Genomic DNA, 15,957 nt, shown 5'->3' on the forward strand with positions numbered 1-15,957 from the left:
TGAAAGTAATGAACGAAAAAAATATAATTCATAGGTGGATCATAGGAAATAAAAAAAGTGATCGTGAAAAAGAATACATGGCAGAGAAAGATAGACCTATGATTGTAGTTCAGTCCCATCGTTATCGCAGGGGACCCTATACAGGCACGGGTGAATTGTTGCGCAAGCTAATCCCAACTATATATGAAAAGTGGAATGATGTTGTTGAAAAACATAGTATTGAAGTTTTATCGGTAGCGCCGGAACTAAAAACATTGATTTCCACCAGAGAAGAAACGCTGACTTCTCTAGCAGTTCCAAAGGAAAGAACAAGATTTTATTCAAGACTACGAACTCTAAGGATTACTCATGGACTCATCGATTTATTCAATGAAATAACAATATCTCAAATTGTAGGTCCAATAACTATTGTTTTTGAAGAAGTAGATCAATGTGATCCACTAGATGCGGAGTTTTTAGCGAATTTCCTTAGGCGTGCAAATCCACAGCAGATTAAAATTATTATTAGTTCTAAATATGAAATACCGCATGAACAATTAAAAACTGCATTAGATCAATATTCAAACGAGACGTCTATTTCAAATTCTATTTTGGAAGAGGTAGGCATTAATAATTATTCAGAGATTGAACAATTAAAACTTGCAAAGGAATTCATCTTCTCTGATGGAACATCTGATGATTCTAATGAGCTTGCTGCGTACAATTCAATTTCTCCAAAAGATCGTCAACAATTTCATCTTGAACGACTGAATGAACTCATTGGAATGAATCAATGGAGTTTACATATAGGATCTATTCCCTACCATACAGAACGGATCGGGAATAAGCCTAAATCTGTAGAAGTTCTATTAGAAGCTATGGATTATTGTGTAGATATGGGTTATTATGAAGCAACCATTGATTTTAGTAGGCGTGGGCGTTCATTACTTAATTGGCAAGAAGATATGGTTAATATGTGGGCTTTTACTACTAAACTTACATTGTCATCAGCTGCTCTGGGACGGACAGAAGAGATACCTATCCTTTATGAAGAGGTTTTAAATAATACAACTGAGGATTTATCTCACATGCAGGCATCATATGCTCTAGCAATGCTCTATACAAGATTTCAAGAAGAAAAAGAGCACATCAAAGCGAAAGGATGGATATTAAAGGCCATTAGGCACGCAAAAAAATTAGAAGGTGATGATAAAAATAGAGTTTTTCAGATTGTATTTAATGAGAATGGCTTAGCCCTAATAGAGCTTCATTTAGGAAATCCAGAGGAAGCACTTCGTTTAGTTACTGATGGATGGAATACATTAAAAGATAAACTAGAGCCTGATGAGCACCTCCTTCATCGTTCAGTACTTTTATTTAATCGAGCTCAAATCTTAGTTTCCCTAAAAAGGTATGATGAAGCGATACAGATTTATGATCAGGTCATTGAAATTGACCCTAATTATCCAGAATACCATTTTGAACGGGGGAATCTGTATAGTAAGATTGGCCTTCTGGAGAAAGCAATAGAGAATTATAATAACGCAATTCAACTTAGTCCACCATTCCCTGAAGTATTTTACAATCGAGCAGCAGCCTATAATCGTCTTGGCATTAGAGAGAAAGCGTTATCCGATTATCACTATTTGATAGATATTGAACCAGAACATGCTGACGGGTTATTGAATAGAGCCACTTTACTCTATGAAGGTGGGGACTATTTAAATGCTAGGGAAGATGTGAAGAAAGGGTTGAAACTTGAACCAGAAAACCCTCATTTATTATGTGCGTTAGGTTTAATAGAACTGGCTGAGGAAAACTTTGTTGATTCACTTCGCGCCTTTGATGCTGCACTTATGAGCGATCAAAAATTGTGTGAAGCATATACGAATAGAGCAATCGTATATTATGAGCTTGGAAAACTTGATCTAGCAGTTAACGATTTACAACAAGCATTATCAATAGAAGAGAATGCAACGTTGTATTACAACAGAGCCTGGGTATATGAAGCGCTTGGAAAATGGGATGAAGCTATAAAGGATTATACTAAATCATTTGTTTTTAGAGATGTTGATGAACAAGACACATATTACCGAAGAGGAATATGTTTTATTAAATCAGGTGAGGTAGAGAAAGGGCATGAGGATTGGAAAAGACATCTCTCTTTTGGCGATACGCCTTATGCGGAAGAGATGGACAATTTAATTAAAGTGACGAGTAAAGGTGGAGCGTAATGCTCCACTTTTTTCTATCGTCAAACCTTCTTCACTTTTGTGGGATATTTTATCTTGAACACAACGTAGAATACTGCTATCATATGCATAAATAAAAGAAAAAACTAATAATTAATTCCGTTTGCTAGTTTAATATTCGGATAAAGGAGTGGATTCCTATTGAGTAACAGGGCATACAATTTTAATGCAGGTCCAGCAGCTCTACCTCTAGAGGTATTGCAAAAAGCACAGGAAGAGTTGGTTGATTATCAAGGGATAGGGATGTCTATAATGGAAATATCCCATCGCAGCGCAGAGTATGAACAATTAAACGGAGAGACACAGGAATTATTATCAGAACTTCTGAACATCCCGTCTGGATATAAAACTTTATTTTTACAAGGTGGGGCTAGCACGCAATTTGCAATGATACCATTAAATTTTTTTAATGCTAGTAAAGTATCAAACTATATAATCACAGGAAGTTGGGGTAAAAAAGCATTAAAAGAGTCCAAGTTAATTGGTGAAACCATCGTATCAGCTCAGCCAGAAAAATTCTCACACATCCCTGATATAACTCAACTTCAGCTTCATAATCATAGTGCATATTTACACATTACTTCAAACGAAACAATAGAGGGTATTCAATATCAACAATTTCCAGATACCGGAAGCATACCACTGATAGCGGATATGTCTAGTGATATATTATGTAGACCTATAGATATATCTCAATTTGGAATGATTTATGCTGGAGCACAAAAAAATCTAGGACCTTCCGGAGTAACTTTGGTTGTTCTCAGGGAAGATTTATTAGAAGACATCCCTGATCACATTCCAACGATGTTACGGTATGATACGCATATTAATGCAAACTCTTTATATAATACCCCCCCTGTTTATTCTGTTTATATGGTGAATTTGGTTTTAAAGTGGATAAAAGAAAAAGGTGGGTTAGATCAAATAGAGAAAATGAATCGTGAAAAAACAAAATTGATCTATGATGTGATTGATGAGAGTCAAGGGTTTTATATTGGTACAGTGGATCAAAAGGATCGTTCAATCATGAATATTCCTTTTAGATTAAAAGATGAACAATTGGAAAAACAGTTTTTGAAACAGTCTCAGGAGAATGGTTTTGTTGGCCTGAAGGGTCATCGAAGTGTTGGAGGGATGAGGGCTTCAACTTATAATGCTGTTCCTTATGATAGCTGTAAAGCTTTGAGTGAGTTTATGATCGAGTTCCAAAAAAGGAACGGATAAATAGAAGAGTAGGTAGAAATGAAAAGGAAGATCGCCTTGAATAACTAGACGTATCTTCCTTATTAACTTCATTTATTAATATATTTTAATTTTTTTCGTTTTTATATTTAAATCATATTAATTGTTATTAGTTTATTAAGGCTCAAAGGGACCTACACGAGTTATAATACAAGTTGATAATACTGCATTTACTGGTACACCTTGAAATATAATATTAAATAGTACAATACCTTCTCCAACATCTAAAATTTCAACGCCAGCTCCTTCAAGTGCAAATAAAGGAATGAGTGCACTTAGACTGACGGTGTCTCCTATACTATTCTTCAATAGTTTTGTGGCTGGATCTTCGATACACTTACATGCACTATTACTTCTCCTGATAGGAAGCAGCTTAATATCATCTATAATTTCGTCAACAGAAACACCTTTTACTTGAGAAATTGGGAAAGATCCGACTGATGTTTCAACAACACAACCTTTCACAGCAATAATTTCGATAGGCTCTATTTCTCCTTGATCATTTACATTAAAGAATTCATTTTCCGTAGTTAATATAGTAGTTTTACCAACGAGCTGTTGCAATATTTTTTTCATTGGTCTTACACAGCAGTTACAAACTGTATCTCTTTTTTTATGCTTTATTTTCAAACAGTTTCCCTCCTTTCATAATAGAATATTCATATTCATTATGAAAAGCTTGTGCGCTTGCTCCTCGACAAAAGTGGAAAATTTATTAAGAATATATTACCCTACCAAAAAGTTCAAAATTGAAATCTAAAACCTATAAGTAATTACATTAAATATGTGTTAAAATACTGATTAGCTTAAAGTAAAGGTGAGGTTATATGATACACGTAGTACTAGTAGAACCAGAGATTCCATCAAATACAGGGAATATAGGAAGAACCTGTGCAGCCACAGGAGCCAGACTGCATCTAGTTCATCCACTGGGTTTTGAAACAGATGATAAAGCATTAAAAAGAGCTGGATTAGATTATTGGCATGAAGTGGATGTTGAACATCATGAGTCTTTTGAAGCCCTCCAAGCTAAATATTCAGATCATCGATTTTTCTTTGTAGAAACGAGAACGGATCATTTATATACTGACTTTAAATATCAAGATGGAGATTTTTTTGTTTTAGGAAAAGAATCGTCCGGTTTGCCTAAGGAAATGTTAGAAGCTAATGAAGAAACCTGTATAAGATTGCCGATGACAGGAATCGTAAGATCACTAAATTTATCCAATGTAGCAGCTGTTATTGTTTATGATGCTTTGAGGCAAATAGGCTTTTCAAACATGGATTAGTAGAAGTTATAAAATTAGATAAAAATTAGCGAAAATAGAAGGAAATTATCGATTTATGTCGAATGTTATTCTAGATAAATTAAAAATGAGGTGAAAATATATATGAAGCCAATGGGTGTTGTTCGCAAAGTAGATCAGCTTGGGCGTATCGTATTACCAAAATCATTACGTAAAAGGTATATGATGAATGAAGGGGACCCAGTAGAAATATTAGTTCAAGGTGATCATATCATTTTGGAAAAATATAAACCTAGATGTGTATTCTGCACATCTTCTGATAATGTGGTTGAATACAAAGAAAAATACATCTGCTCTTCTTGCCTAGGTGAAATGCAACAATTTGTTTAATTAGTAAATCATAAAAAAACAAACTCCATTGATTAGAAATAATCATTAGAGTTTGTTTTTTTAATAACTGGACTTAGTTAAGTTTTTGAACAACCTCTTATAGTCCCTTTGTTTTATCGTCACTAAACGATGAAGTTAACATGGCTGTTAGAAACATTGCAAACACAATAATAACAAGCCAAAATGTTGAAGAAAGCAAAAACATGAACTTAACCTCCTAGGCGGTAACATAAACAGTTAAATATATTATACCCAAGTAAATATAAAAAACCAATGTGAAATTTCGAATTTTTAATGAATGTTGACTTAAAACTTTATGAAAATTCACTTATTAATATATCCATTCACTTAAAAAATAAAAAATGAGTGGGTATCGGCCTTAGGTTCCCGCTGCTAGGTTGGTTTATGATACTACCATTTAATACTAATGAAGTAGAACCGCCTCCATCAAGGTTGTAAGCATCAATCACACCTAATTCCATTAATTTATCCTGCAGTTCTACTAATGACGCGCCATAATTTCCTTGTGTATCTTGACCTTCAGTTATTAAAAATAATAAGTGATCATTTTTATAGTTGGCAATTACGGTCCGAGCTGCTCTCTTAGGAGAAGTTAACCATTTATGTGGAATGGTTTGTTTATTTTGGTTTTGAATTAAAATTGGGACAAAACTAGCACCAAACCTGGGTTGAAGTTGATCTAAGTAAGATTTTTGCTGAAACTTACCCCCAATTAATTTTCCTTTATCGTTGATACCTGCAAAAAATAAGTCTTTAAAACTCTTTTCAAACCCTGTAACATAATTACCATCCACTATCGTGGTGCTCAAAGGATAACGTTTTCCTGTACGAAAATCATCAGCAAATCCTCCTGCATTGATGCCTGCTATGGCTCCAGTTCTTTGTACAGCTTGTAAAGTCGTTTCGCTTTTACCAAGTTCATTCTTTGCTAATACCATATCCATACCATCCATTGATTTTAGCTCAACTTTTAAAGCATAACCTCTATAATGATCTTCAACGATATTAAATAACTTCAAATCAATTTTATCTGATCGAATATGTTTAATAGGGGACCCTAATTTGCTTAGAATTCTTTTGTCATATATGATTCCAGGTTTATTTACCTGTGCAAAAGCTATATTAACAAGTTGATTTGCAGTTTCAGCGCTTTGATTATAGATTTGAAACAAGTTAGAAAGGGAAGAATGAATTACATTTATTTGGATTTTTGCTTCGTTTAAATCTAATAACATTCCCTCTGATTGTTCTTTAATAGAAACAGTTGATACAGGTGCTAATCGCGGCTCAGAAATCTTAATTTGAATAGTTGAAATATATAATAAAATGAAAGCACCTAAAAAAGGAGCAATAGCTAAAATTATTGTTTTATTTATAGATGTATATTTCATTTAATAAGATCCAATTCTTGCTGCAATTTGTTTAGCTGGTCTTTTAATTGGAGTAATTGAGAATAAAGTTGATTACTGTTGTCTGTTTGGTCGTTCGTACTGTCCTTAGTGAAACTTAATAATTCATTAAAGGAATTGATTTGCTCTTGAAGAGCTTCAATGTCTATCAGAATGTTACTTTCCATAACACTAATTTGTTCATTAACATCTGATTGTACATTTGAAAGTTGATTTTCCATTTGATTTGATAAGTCCGATACTATTTGTTGTTTTAAATGCTCGATGTATATTTTACTACCAAATATTCCACTGCTGATTAAGAATGCCCAGAGCAAGAAATATGAGATGATACTTAGCCATTTATTTCTTTTCTTTTTTTTCTCATTCATCAGTATCTTCACCTCGATGTCTATAATTTTAAGTTAGTCTATTTACTAGTATACTAGATTTTTGTGAGACCAAAAAGCGAAGAATAATTAGAAATATACAATCATAAACATTTTAGAGGTCCTAAATTTGTAAAAACAAACATAATTGCTAGTTTCATAGGGCTTGGTTAAATTTTTTAGGGGACAAAAGAATATTTTTACTAGTCTTTTGCGGTTTCTTTGAAAAAAAACTTTACTTATCTAATTCATTGCCTTATAATCCTATGTAAATACTCGGAATTACTTGGGGTGTAGCTTATGGGGTTTGGAATAGAGATGACTATACTTGGACTCGTTGTCGGGTTTTTAGTAGGATTAACTGGGGTAGGAGGAGCTGCATTATTAACTCCAATTATGATTATGCTCGGAGTCCCTGCAACCATCGCTGTGGGAACCGACTTGTTTTATAATGCAATTACAAAAATGTTTGGAGCTATCCAGCATTTTAGACAGAAAACGATCAATTTGAAGCTAGTGAAATTTTTTGCTATAGGTAGTATCCCAGGAGCAATAACGGCGGTAGGAGTCCTCCAGTTATTTGAGAACTTTTTTCAAAATCAAGAATCAATCATTAGAACGTCTTTAGGAGTGATGTTAATTATCATCGCTTTGGCAACCATTTTCAGACAAATCTTTGATAAAAGATGGAGAGAAAATCGTTGGCAAAAGAAACCACTTGAAGAGAAAAAGGTGCTAACAATTACAATTGGTTTTATTTTGGGATTTTTGGTTGGACTAACTTCAATAGGCTCTGGCTCTCTTTTTGCTTTAGCACTACTTTATTTATATAAATTAAAGGGTTCAGAAATTGTAGGTACAGACATTGCTCATGCTTTATTACTTGTCTCAGTGGCAGGATTTTTACATGCAGGATTAGGCAATGTTGATTACCTTCTAACTTTAAAGTTATTATTAGGATCAATACCTGGTGTGTTAATTGGCAGTACGTTATCAGCGAAAGTACCTACCAAACCATTAAGAACCATTTTAGCAACAATTATATTATTTAGTGGAATAAAAATGATATAAATTAAAAACACTGATATAAAGTAACCTTACTTCTCAGTGTTTTTTTGTGCGTATAAATACAAGAAAGGGAAGAATCATTTTGGATATGTTATACGATTGTATTATCATTGGTGGTGGGATAGCTGGATTACAAGCTGCTATTCAATTAGGTAGATATGAACACGATGTTCTTGTGATTGATAAAGGTGAAGGAAGATCAACTTTATGTAAAGGGTATCATAACTTATTAGGATGGCCCAATGGTATATCGGGTTCGAAACTAAGAGAACTTGGTAAAAACCATGCCGAAAGTTTAGATGTTGAATTTTTGCATGGTGAGGTGATTCAAGCAGAAAAAAAGATGAAACAGTTTCACATTTATTTAAAAGATGATCAACAAGTATATAAAGGCAAGACTTTATTGCTTGCAACTGGAATTTTAGATCGCATGCCTGATATTCCTGACTTAATTTCATGTTTAGGGTTATCTGTTTACGTATGTCCAGATTGTGATGGTTATGAGGTGAAAAATAAAAAAACCATTATATTGGGAGCTGGTGAGGTTGGGGCTAATATGGCATTTGCTTTAAATCGTTGGACAGATGAATTAGTTTATATCAATCATGAACAAAAACAGGTGAGTCCACAAATTAGAAAAAAATTAGATGAGATTAAAATTCACTATATAGAAGAGCCTTTTGAAAAAGTGTTGGAGGTTAGAGGGATGATTTATGGCGTTGTTTTAATGAGTGGGGAAGTGATCCATTGTGAAAGAGGTTTTGTTGCTTTTGGCGGAAATGACGTAAAATCTTCTCTTGCTTCACAATTAGGTGTTGAAAGGCTGGAAAATAAACATATTATAACCGATCCACGAACAAAAATGACAAATGTAAAACATGTATGGTCAGCTGGAGATGTGAATGTTCACTCAGAGCAAGTGTCAATAGCTATGGGAGAAGGCTCTCAAGCAGCGATTTGGATACACAAATCAGTGGTGAATAATTCCTTTTGACAATTGACAATCTAATAGAGGTAGTTCAAAAGTTTCCTTGAACACTATAAATAATGACCACAAATTTTAAGGAGGTAATAAAAATGCATAATGAAAATCAAGAGGAAGAAAATGTACAAATAAATAAAAATGAGCAATCTCCAAAACAGAAGGATGATGAAGCAATTCAAACTTTAAAAGCAGAAATAGAAGAAAATGATGAAAACCCTAGAGAATGTTAGGCTTTTCCTATAATTAAACATTTAAAAGAAACATAAATTTCTCGTCAACATCCTCTCACTTTTTGCATAAATATTATTACGAATCATTTTTTTCCTTTCGTAGTTGTTACCTATTTATTGCAATGCCCATGATGAGTTGGGAGGAGTGAAACATGGATATATTTAAGAGGATCACTAGCCATCGGGCAGATGAGGAGAAGTTGAATTGGTCTGGCACCTTCAAGGATTACATCGACATTGTTCGTCAAAACCCTAAAGTATCAAGAACTGCTCATGCAAGAGTATATGATATGATTGCTTCACATGGCGTGACAGAAAAGAATGGAAAGAGAATATATAAATTTTTTGAAAAAGAAATTTTTGGATTAAATAAAACTCTAGAAAAATTAACAGAAGAGTATTTTCATTCAGCTGCACGCAGATTAGATGTGCGAAAAAGAATATTGTTGCTAATGGGTCCTGTGAGTGGAGGGAAATCCACACTTGTGATGATGTTAAAACGTGGATTAGAGCAATACTCACGTACGGATGAAGGGGCGCTATATGGAATTAAAGACTGCCCTATGTACGAAGAACCTTTACATCTAATCCCCCATGAACTCAGACCAGACATTGAAAAAGAATTAAATGTAAGAATTGAAGGTAATTTATGCCCATCATGCCAAATGCGTTTAAGAACAGAGTATAATGGAGTTATAGAGAACGTTGAGGTTGAAAGAATTACATTGTCAGAAGATAAGCGTGTTGGGATTGGTACTTTTAGTCCATCTGATCCAAAATCTCAAGATATTGCGGACTTAACTGGTAGTATAGATTTTTCTACTATAACTGAATTTGGTTCTGAATCTGATCCAAGAGCATATCGTTTTGACGGGGAACTGAACAAGGCAAATCGAGGAATGATGGAATTTCAAGAAATGTTGAAATGTGACGAGAAATTTTTGTGGAATTTACTTTCACTCACACAAGAAGGGAATTTTAAAGCAGGAAGATTTGCATTAATTTCAGCAGATGAGTTGATTGTTGCTCATACAAATGAATCTGAATATAAAGCCTTTATATCAAACAAAAAAAATGAAGCCCTTCAATCAAGAATGATTATTATGCCTGTTCCTTATAACTTACAAGTTACTCAAGAAGAAAAAATATATCATAAATTAATTAATCAAGGTGATGTAGGTCACATTCATATTGCACCTCATACCTTAAAAACAGCTAGTATTTTTTCTATTCTGACCAGATTAAAAGAAACGAAAAAACAAGGTATGGATTTCATTAAAAAAATGAGAATGTATGATGGTGAATCTGTTGAAGGGTTCAAAGATGCTGATTTAAAAGAAATGCAAAATGAATATGATGAAGAAGGAATGACAGGTATTGATCCAAGATATGTAGTGAATCGTATTTCAAGTGCGCTCATACGGCAGGATATAAACTGTATAAATGCACTGGATGTGCTCAGATCGTTGAAAGATGGATTAGATCAACATTCTTCTATCACTAAAGAAGAAAAAGAGCGATATCTGAATTTTATTTCATTAGCTAGAAAAGAGTACGATGAACTTGCTAAAAAAGAATTACAAAAAGCTTTCGTTTATTCATTTGAGGAATCTGCAAAAACATTATTTGAGAATTATTTAGACAATATAGAGGCATTTTGCAATCATAATAAAATAAAAGATCCTATAACAGATGAAGAATTAGAGCCTGATGAACGTTTAATGCGATCAATTGAAGAGCAGATCGGTATTTCAGAAAATGCTAAAAAGGCATTTCGTGAGGAAATTTTGATTAGAATGTCTTCTTTTTCAAGAAAAAATAAAAAGTTTGATTATAGTAGTCATGAACGTCTAAAGGAAGCGATTGAGAAAAAATTGTTTGCTGATTTAAAGGATATTGTTAAAATTACAACTTCAACAAAGACACCGGATGAAAAACAATTGAAAAAAATTAATGAAGTATCAAAAAGATTAATTGAAGAACATGGGTATTGTTCAATATGTGCAAATGAAATGTTAAGATATGTAGGTAGTTTATTGAATCGATAAATAAAGTTCACTAGAAATGTTCACTAAAAAATTAAAAGAACCGTCCGATGGTATTTTTCGAACGGTTCTTTTGCTTATTGTAAACAGAGCTTTAGTATATTATAATTTGAGGTTCCATTTAGTTAACGATGATGATTCGTTTCTAATTTGACAGAAGGAAACACAAGGACTAAGCTAAAGTTGTAGTATTATCATTCAGTTTTTTCAAATTATTAATATAATAAATGAATTCGATTTCTTAAGCAAATTGGGGGTGAGTAAGTAAGTTGAATAAAAAAATACCGATTTTAGTACAATTGATGTTAGTTTTTTCAACGATATTGCTCATCACAGTTAGTTCAATTAGTTACTTTTCAATTCGAAATTCTTCTGAAGTTGTTTTAATAAAAACCTCTCAGTACTTACAGGAGTCTGTTATCCAACTAAAAGGGAAAATTGATGTCAATCTATTAGAGTTTGATAAGGTATCACAGACGGTTGCATTTCATCCAGTTGTACAGGATTTTCTCTTAGATATACATAAAGGAGATATTCCTACACATAATAGATTTGAAATTAACAATATTATAGGAGAACAGAGTCGTTTTATAAAAGAAGATTATATTATCCATGTCATTGATAGTGTTGGAGATGATTACTTTGAAAATAATACGTTATATTTAAATCAAGATCTTCACGAACTAATGAAAAATCGATGGTTTCAAAAAGTAAATGAGTACAGTGGGAGAATGGTGTGGGTTGCTGGAGATGCTTGGAGAGATGAGGAAGTATTACCTAGTGTGATTGGTGCAAGACAAATTAATGATTTAAATCATTTAGAGTCAATCGGATACTTGTTTACAGTTTTTCCTATTGAGACCTTAGAAAGACTTGTTGGAGAAGTTAACTTTGGTGCGAGCGGAAAAGTGCAGATTGTAGATAAAGAAGGTTACGTCATCTATTCTGAAGATAAAAGCCAAATAGGTACACAAGTAGAAGCGGGTTTGATGAATGAGATGTTAAGTCATCCAAATGATATGATTGACTGGGAAATTGATGGAGAAATAACGTATATTTCTCATGCTCAATCTGAATATGCTGAATGGACATTTATGGTCTATGTAGATATTGAGGAGGCATTTAAAGACTTAAAAAGTATCGAAAACAATTTGTTGATTATTGGATTGACCGGCGTGATTACTGCACTAGTCTTTACATTGTTTTTTTCGTGGTCATTATCCATACCAATTCGAAAGCTTGCCTCTAGGTTTAAGCGGATTGAACAAGGGGCGATAGAGCCTTATAAAGGAATCATGGGAAATAGGGAAGTATACATGCTGTATAAAAGTTACAATGATATGTTGCAAAATTTAAATCAAACAGTGAAGGATTTATCAGATAAACAAATTAGTGAGAAACATGCACAGTTGGTTGCTTTAAAAGCACAGTTTAAACCGCATTTTTTATATAACACTTTAAATACAATTTATTGGGAATTAATTAATGAAGGTCAGTACAATACAGCAAATATGGTATTAAGCTTAAGTGATTTGTTGCGTTACAGCATTCAGCCTGGTTCAGAGTTAGTAACGATTGATGAGGACTTAAAACATTTGAATCATTTCCTGGATATTTTAAAAGCTAGGTATGGTGAGAAGCTTAAGGTAAACATAGAGATAAATCCTGAATCCATATTATCCACTTATATTATGAAGCTTTTATTGCAACCTTTAGTTGAAAATGCCATTTCACATGGATTGGAGCCAAAGAGGGCACCAGAATGGATGATCAATATTCAAATTTATCGAATTGAAAACCTTATCTATTTTATTGTAGAAGACAATGGAATTGGAATGTCAGAGGAGGATATGAAGAAATATGAGGAAGTTCAAAACCTTGCAGAGATGAATGATCAAACCATTATGCATTCTGGAATTGGATTGTCTAACCTTAAATATAGAATACAATTAGTATACGGAAAAGATTTTGGATTACAACTTTCAAATAGTGAATTAGGAGGTTTGAAAGTCGAAATTAAACTTCCTTTAAAAAGAGATAAAAGTTAGAACATTGTATTAATTTGCGATTGGAGGTATTTTGATGTTTGAACTATTTAGAAAGTCAATTCTAATTGTACTGTCTATTTTTTTACTTCTTTACATTTCGGCATGTGATTTAGTGAAATATAATGATTTTGGGAATATCGCTTCCAATCGAACGAATGAGAATCCAGTTGTTGAATTAACAATTTGGCTTTGGCCAGGAAGTGGATTAGAAGATATGATACGAGAATATGACTTACAGAATCCAAATGTGAATATTTCGATGATTATATTACCTTATACAGATGTTCATAACAATTTACAGCATGCATTTGCAGCAGGGTATGGGGCACCTGATATTAGCCTTGTTGAGGTAAGCTATTTTGAACGTTTTAAAGAATTTGATAAAGCGTTTTATGATTTAACTTTATATGGAGGGCAAACTTTGAAGGATAAATATTTGGATTGGAAGTGGCAGCAAGCTTCTAATTTAGAGGGTTTCTTGTTTGGCTTGCCTACGGATATTGGTCCAATAGCTATGTTGTATAATAGAACATTGTTTCAAGAAGCTGGTATACCGACAGACCGTAAATTAGTTGCAGATCAAATTAAGACTTGGGATGATCTATTTGAGATTGGGGAAAAATTAAAGGAACATCATATTTATATGGTAGATAACATTTATATATTATACCGTATGATTCTAGGTCAGGGATCACAACAATATTTTGAAGAAGGAACAAATAAACTCATTGTAGAAACGAATCCATCTGTAAAAAAAGCTTGGGAATATGCAGTGACTGCAAAAGAAATGGGGTATTCAAGAGGAATACCGCAATATTGGGATCCTGAATGGGGTGAAAGGTTAAGAGCAAATGAATTTGCAATTACTTTTGCAACTTCATGGATGCTGTCATCGATTGAAAAATCGTTTAATTCATCCTCTGTAATTAATGTTAGTAATATGGGGGAATGGGATGTAACTTATTTACCTGAAGGTGGAGGAAACTGGGGAGGATCATTTTTAACGATGCCAAAAGAAGGAAAGCATCCTAGAGAATCTTATAAATTAATAGAGCACTTGACCTCACCAGACAGCCAACTTAGAGTATTTACTAAGGACAAAAACTTTCCATCATCTCCATTGCTTTATGATCATCCCATCATTCTAGAGACAAAATTACATTATTTCAATAATGCTCCTGTAGGTGAGATTCTCGTTGATTCAGCTAAAAACCTAGTGCCTGTATATGAGGGTCCAAATCAACACATTGTAACTAGAATTATAGATAATGCTTTAATACAGGTTGATACAACAAATACTCCTCCGGAGGAAATATGGGATGAGGCAATGAGGTTAATCAAAAACCAGTTAAATAATGAGTGATATTTTTATGTCAATTTTATATTTTTAGTTCTTCTATATATTTAACAAAATTTATTTGAGGGAGGTTATCATGAATATATTAATGGTAGATGATGAACCAATTGTGAGAAATGCAATAGCCAATATGATTCAATCTATGGCGGATTATTATGATGTGTTAACTGCTGAAGATGGTGAAGATGCTATAACTAAATTAAAGAAAAAAAAGTTTGACATCGTGATTACAGATATTAGGATGCCTGGAGTAGATGGATTAAAACTTGCAAAATATATTTACGAAACTCACCCTAAAACCTATATTGTGATGTTAACAGGGCACGCTGACTTCGAATATGCTCGCACTGCTCTTCAATATAAGGTGGTTGAATATTTATTAAAACCTACCTCAATGGAAAGTGTGAAAGATATTATTAATAATATAGAAATGATGATTAAAAGTAGGAGATCGAAATCTGAAATTGATCGTTTAAGAGAAAAAAATTTATTGGAAAAACGAGTCCAAGATCTATTTTATGAGATGCCAGTTCCGTATTACGACGAATCACTATTTCCTGAATTTCAATCTATTTATTTATTTTCCATTACGATGAAACCAGAGGAATTAAGAAAAAAAACGATACGATTTTCCATTAAAAATATTATATCTGATGTAATGAATGAGCTGGGAACTTCCATTGTAGTAGTGGAGGAAAGCCATCTATCCACCGTTTTATTCTCTTATGAGGATCAATCAAAACAAGTTGAAGAAGTATTGAAGAATATTTCTTCTGCTATTGAACAAATTTTAAAAAGAAGTTGTGAGATTGGAATAGGAGGTGTAAGTGACCAGCTGCATGAAGTCAGCGAATTGTATAAAAAAAGTTTAATGGAATTAGGCTTATATAAGGAAGAGGTTTCAGTTGAAAATGGAAAGTCAAATGATTCTATACATCGATTAATTCGTTCTGTTATAGAGTATGTGGAAAAAGATTATTCGAAAGAAATTACTTTGACTTCGTTGGCTGAGCAATTATTTGTAAATCCCAATTACTTGAGTAGTTTATTTAAAAATGAAATGGGGGTTACTTTTAGTCATTTTGTAACGAAAACTCGAATCAACAAATCCAAGGAGTTATTGCGTGAGACCAATCATAAAATATATCAAGTTTGTAAAATGGTTGGTTATACAGACCAAGCACATTTCAGTAAGGTATTTAAAGCTTTTGAACATACGAGCCCTTATGAGTATAGAGAAAATAATAAACCTCAACAAAAACATTCGCAATAACGTCAGTTTAAAGCACTATAAATTTATCGGTAAATTTGATATA

The 15,957-nt window shown here is 33.1% G+C and carries 14 protein-coding genes; 11 read left to right on the forward strand and 3 right to left on the reverse strand.

The window, feature by feature from the left end:
* Nucleotides 1-8: 8 nt before the first annotated feature.
* Nucleotides 9-2,213 carry a tetratricopeptide repeat protein gene (locus tag VQL36_RS04370; protein ID WP_349248141.1) on the forward strand — a complete coding sequence of 735 codons (2,205 nt, stop codon included), beginning with the start codon at nucleotides 9-11 and terminating at the stop codon, nucleotides 2,211-2,213.
* A gap of 159 nt (nucleotides 2,214-2,372) precedes the next feature.
* On the forward strand, nucleotides 2,373-3,455 hold the full coding sequence (serC, locus tag VQL36_RS04375; protein ID WP_349248142.1) for a 3-phosphoserine/phosphohydroxythreonine transaminase: 1,083 nt from the start codon (nucleotides 2,373-2,375) through the stop codon (nucleotides 3,453-3,455).
* Between the two features lie 135 nt (nucleotides 3,456-3,590).
* Here serC and VQL36_RS04380 read toward each other — a convergent pair whose 3' ends face one another.
* Complete coding sequence (locus VQL36_RS04380) at nucleotides 3,591-4,103, reverse strand: hypothetical protein (protein WP_349248143.1); 513 nt, start codon at nucleotides 4,101-4,103, stop codon at nucleotides 3,591-3,593.
* Nucleotides 4,104-4,300: 197 nt separating this feature from the next.
* On the opposite strand from VQL36_RS04380, the gene trmL reads away from it, so the two are divergent.
* Both trmL and VQL36_RS04390 read left to right on the forward strand, forming a co-directional pair.
* The gene (gene trmL / locus VQL36_RS04385; RefSeq protein WP_349248144.1) at nucleotides 4,301-4,762 is read left to right on the forward strand and encodes a tRNA (uridine(34)/cytosine(34)/5-carboxymethylaminomethyluridine(34)-2'-O)-methyltransferase TrmL; all 462 of its coding nucleotides are present in this window, start codon (nucleotides 4,301-4,303) and stop codon (nucleotides 4,760-4,762) included.
* 102 nt (nucleotides 4,763-4,864) lie between these two features.
* Nucleotides 4,865-5,110 carry an AbrB/MazE/SpoVT family DNA-binding domain-containing protein gene (locus VQL36_RS04390; RefSeq protein WP_160647100.1) on the forward strand — a complete coding sequence of 82 codons (246 nt, stop codon included), beginning with the start codon at nucleotides 4,865-4,867 and terminating at the stop codon, nucleotides 5,108-5,110.
* Between the two features lie 344 nt (nucleotides 5,111-5,454).
* Here VQL36_RS04390 and VQL36_RS04395 read toward each other — a convergent pair whose 3' ends face one another.
* Together VQL36_RS04395 and VQL36_RS04400 are read right to left on the reverse strand one after the other, a co-directional pair.
* Nucleotides 5,455-6,522, reverse strand: coding sequence for a phosphodiester glycosidase family protein (locus VQL36_RS04395; protein WP_349248145.1), 1,068 nt, complete (start codon nucleotides 6,520-6,522; stop codon nucleotides 5,455-5,457).
* Complete coding sequence (locus VQL36_RS04400; protein ID WP_349248146.1) at nucleotides 6,519-6,911, reverse strand: hypothetical protein; 393 nt, start codon at nucleotides 6,909-6,911, stop codon at nucleotides 6,519-6,521. The genes VQL36_RS04395 and VQL36_RS04400 overlap by 4 nt, the downstream gene beginning before the upstream one ends.
* Nucleotides 6,912-7,208: 297 nt before the next feature.
* On the opposite strand from VQL36_RS04400, the gene VQL36_RS04405 reads away from it, so the two are divergent.
* The 7 genes from VQL36_RS04405 to VQL36_RS04435 all read left to right on the forward strand — a co-directional run bounded on the left by VQL36_RS04405 (nucleotide 7,209) and on the right by VQL36_RS04435 (nucleotide 15,914).
* On the forward strand, nucleotides 7,209-7,979 hold the full coding sequence (locus VQL36_RS04405; RefSeq protein ID WP_349248147.1) for a sulfite exporter TauE/SafE family protein: 771 nt from the start codon (nucleotides 7,209-7,211) through the stop codon (nucleotides 7,977-7,979).
* A gap of 85 nt (nucleotides 7,980-8,064) precedes the next feature.
* The gene (locus VQL36_RS04410) at nucleotides 8,065-8,970 is read left to right on the forward strand and encodes an NAD(P)/FAD-dependent oxidoreductase (protein WP_349251120.1); all 906 of its coding nucleotides are present in this window, start codon (nucleotides 8,065-8,067) and stop codon (nucleotides 8,968-8,970) included.
* 83 nt (nucleotides 8,971-9,053) lie between these two features.
* Entirely contained in the window at nucleotides 9,054-9,191 is a 138-nt protein-coding gene (locus VQL36_RS04415; RefSeq protein WP_349248148.1) for a hypothetical protein, read from the forward strand.
* Between the two features lie 152 nt (nucleotides 9,192-9,343).
* The gene (locus VQL36_RS04420) at nucleotides 9,344-11,239 is read left to right on the forward strand and encodes a PrkA family serine protein kinase (RefSeq protein ID WP_349248149.1); all 1,896 of its coding nucleotides are present in this window, start codon (nucleotides 9,344-9,346) and stop codon (nucleotides 11,237-11,239) included.
* 266 nt (nucleotides 11,240-11,505) lie between these two features.
* Complete coding sequence (locus tag VQL36_RS04425; protein ID WP_349248150.1) at nucleotides 11,506-13,284, forward strand: sensor histidine kinase; 1,779 nt, start codon at nucleotides 11,506-11,508, stop codon at nucleotides 13,282-13,284.
* A gap of 34 nt (nucleotides 13,285-13,318) precedes the next feature.
* Entirely contained in the window at nucleotides 13,319-14,647 is a 1,329-nt protein-coding gene (locus VQL36_RS04430; protein ID WP_349248151.1) for an ABC transporter substrate-binding protein, read from the forward strand.
* A gap of 70 nt (nucleotides 14,648-14,717) precedes the next feature.
* Nucleotides 14,718-15,914: a response regulator transcription factor gene (locus tag VQL36_RS04435; protein ID WP_349248152.1), complete on the forward strand. Its 1,197-nt coding sequence runs from the start codon at nucleotides 14,718-14,720 to the stop codon at nucleotides 15,912-15,914.
* The last annotated feature ends 43 nt before the right edge of the window (nucleotides 15,915-15,957 follow it).

Origin of the sequence: Chengkuizengella sp. SCS-71B, assembly GCF_040100845.1 — a bacterium.
GTDB lineage: Bacteria > Bacillota > Bacilli > Paenibacillales > KCTC-33759 > Chengkuizengella.